This window comes from Cryobacterium sp. M96, from assembly GCF_002929845.1.
GTDB classification, from domain to species: domain Bacteria; phylum Actinomycetota; class Actinomycetes; order Actinomycetales; family Microbacteriaceae; genus Cryobacterium; species Cryobacterium sandaracinum.
Genome location: NZ_PJJS01000005.1, coordinates 1 through 2,679 on the forward strand (window position 1 = coordinate 1; position 2,679 = coordinate 2,679).

Sequence of the window (2,679 nt, forward strand, 5' to 3'; positions counted from 1 at the left end):
GACCGGACTAATATCCGGGTTGCCGGGGTGGCAGAAGAGGTAAATATGTCTGACGTCCTTCTTGACCGCCCCGAACTTGCGGGGCTCGGTGTCTACGAGTTCGGGTGGTCCGACTCCGATGCTGCTGGTGCCTCCGCTCGCCGCGGGATTTCGCCGGAGGTGGTGACCGATATCTCCAATCTCAAGGGCGAGCCTGAGTGGATGCTGCAGCGTCGCCTCAAGGCCCTCGAGTTGTTTGAGCGCAAGCCGATGCCGACTTGGGGTGCTGACCTGTCGGGCATCGATTTCGACAACATCAAGTACTTCGTGCGTTCCACGGAGAAGCAGGCCCAGACTTGGGACGACCTGCCCGAGGACATCAAGAGCACCTATGAGAAGCTCGGCATTCCCGAGGCCGAGCGTCAGCGTCTTGTCTCCGGCGTCGCGGCCCAGTATGAGTCCGAGGTGGTCTATCACCAGATCAACGAAGAATTGGCTGCGCAGGGTGTCATCTTCATGGATACCGACACGGCGTTGAGGGAGCATCCGGAGTTCTTCGAGGAGTATTTCGGCACGATCATTCCCTCCGGCGACAACAAGTTCGCGGCGCTGAACACCTCGGTGTGGTCGGGCGGCTCTTTCGTTTATGTGCCGCCGGGTGTGCACGTGGAGATCCCGCTGCAGGCCTACTTCCGCATCAATACGGAGAATATGGGGCAGTTTGAGCGCACCCTGATCATCGCCGACGAGGGCAGCTACGTGCACTACATCGAGGGGTGCACGGCCCCGATCTACTCGTCCGATTCTCTGCACTCTGCGGTGGTCGAGATTGTTGTGAAGAAGAATGCCCGCGTTCGCTACACGACTATCCAGAACTGGTCCACGAACGTCTACAACCTGGTCACGAAGCGTGCGACGGCTGCGGAGGGTGCCACGATGGAGTGGATCGATGGCAATATCGGTTCCAAGGTCACGATGAAGTACCCGTCGATTTATCTGATGGGTGAGCACGCTAAGGGGGAGACCCTGTCGGTGGCGTTCGCGGGTCCCGGTCAGCATCAGGATGCGGGCGCGAAGATGATCCACATGGCGCCGTATACGCAGTCTTCGATCGTGTCGAAGTCCATTGCCCGGGGTGGTGGCCGGTCTGGTTACCGCGGTGAGGTGCGGGTGGATGCCACGGCGCACCACTCCGCGAACACGGTGCGCTGTGACGCGTTGCTGGTGGACACGAAATCGCGTTCGGACACGTATCCATCGATCGATATCCGGGTCGATGATGTGCAGTTGGGCCATGAGGCCACGGTGTCGCGGGTCAGCGAGGAGCAGCTGTTCTACTTGATGAGCCGGGGGATGCCCGAAGATGAGGCGATGGCCATGATCGTGCGCGGCTTCATCGAGCCGATTGCCCGGGAGCTGCCGATGGAGTACGCCCTTGAACTCAACAAGCTCATTGAAATGGGCATGGAAGGATCCGTCGGCTAAATGTCCGCCGTCTCTGCACAACTCAATTCCCCACCAACCACCCCGGCATCCACAACGGATGCCATGCCTACTGCGGAGCAGCACGGCATCAAGGAGCACTCGGACGGCCGTTTCGGTTATGTGCCGGTGCAGACCCGGTCGGACCGGTTCGCGAGCGTGAACGTGGCCGACTTCGGTCCCGTCACGGGTCGTGAAGCAGTCTGGAAGCTATCGCCGGTGAAGAAGTTCACCGACCTGACCGCGGGTGTGCTCGACGGGTCGGAGTACCCGGTCGAGTCTTCACGCGTCGCCGGGGTCAGCGTTGCCTGGGTCGATCGCACCGACCCGCGGATCGGTTCGGCCGGGGCACCCGAGGAACGTGCGTCGGCGAACGCGTGGTCGAGTTTCGAGAAGGCTCTCGCGATCACGATCAGCGGCGAGGAGGCCAAGGAGGTCACGGTCACCCGTGCCGGCCTGGGTTCCGGCGCGCGCGGCGCGCACACCATCATCGAGGCCAAGCCGTTCAGCCAAGCCATCCTGATCCTGGAGAACACGGGTGCGGCCCGGCTGAGCGAGAACGTCGAGATCATCCTGGGCGAGTCCGCGAACCTGACCGTGGTCAGTCTGCAGGAATGGGGCGACACGGCCGTGCACCTGACGAACCACTTCGCCACCATCGGCCGCGACGCACGGTTGAAGCACATCGTGGTGAGCCTGGGCGGCAGCATCGTGCGGGTGAACCCGTCGGTGCGTCTAGCCGGGATCGGTTCGGACACGGAGCTGCTCGGCCTGTACTTCGCCGACGCCGGCCAGCACCTCGAGCAGCAGGTATTCGTGAACCATGTCGCGCCGAACAGTCGCAGCCGCGTCACCTACAAGGGTGCGTTGCAGGGTCAAGGTGCCCGCACCGTGTGGATCGGCGACGTCCTGATCGGGCGGGATGCGGCCGGGACCGACAGCTACGAACAGAACCGTAACCTCGTGCTCACCGAAGGCACCCGGGCGGACTCGATCCCGAACCTCGAGATCGAGACCGGCGACATCAAGGGGGCCGGGCACGCGAGCGCGACCGGCCGCTTCGACGACGAGCAGCTGTTCTACCTGCAGTCCCGCGGCATCAGCGAAGACGAGGCCCGGCGCCTCGTCGTACGCGGCTTCCTCAGCGAGATCGTGCAACAAATCGGCTCCCCCCTGCTCGAAGAACGCCTCCAGGCGGCCATCGAAGCAGAACTCACC

Annotated in this window: 2 protein-coding genes; both read left to right on the top strand. The window is 63.0% G+C overall.

Going from position 1 to position 2,679, the window contains the following annotated elements; translation table 11 throughout:
* Nucleotides 1–45 precede the first annotated feature (45 nt).
* Nucleotides 46–1,464, top strand: a complete 1,419-nt coding sequence (sufB, locus tag CXY79_RS00030; RefSeq protein WP_104099133.1) for a Fe-S cluster assembly protein SufB — start codon at nt 46–48, stop codon at nt 1,462–1,464.
* On the top strand, nt 1,465–2,679 hold a 1,215-nt coding region (sufD, locus tag CXY79_RS00035), incomplete at its 3' end, for a Fe-S cluster assembly protein SufD (protein ID WP_369827907.1).

What these genes read in the sequence shown, in the direction of transcription:
- sufB (WP_104099133.1), top strand. Translation starts at nt 46, where the DNA reads ATGTCTGACGTCCTTCTTGACCGCCCCGAACTTGCGGGGCTCGGTGTC.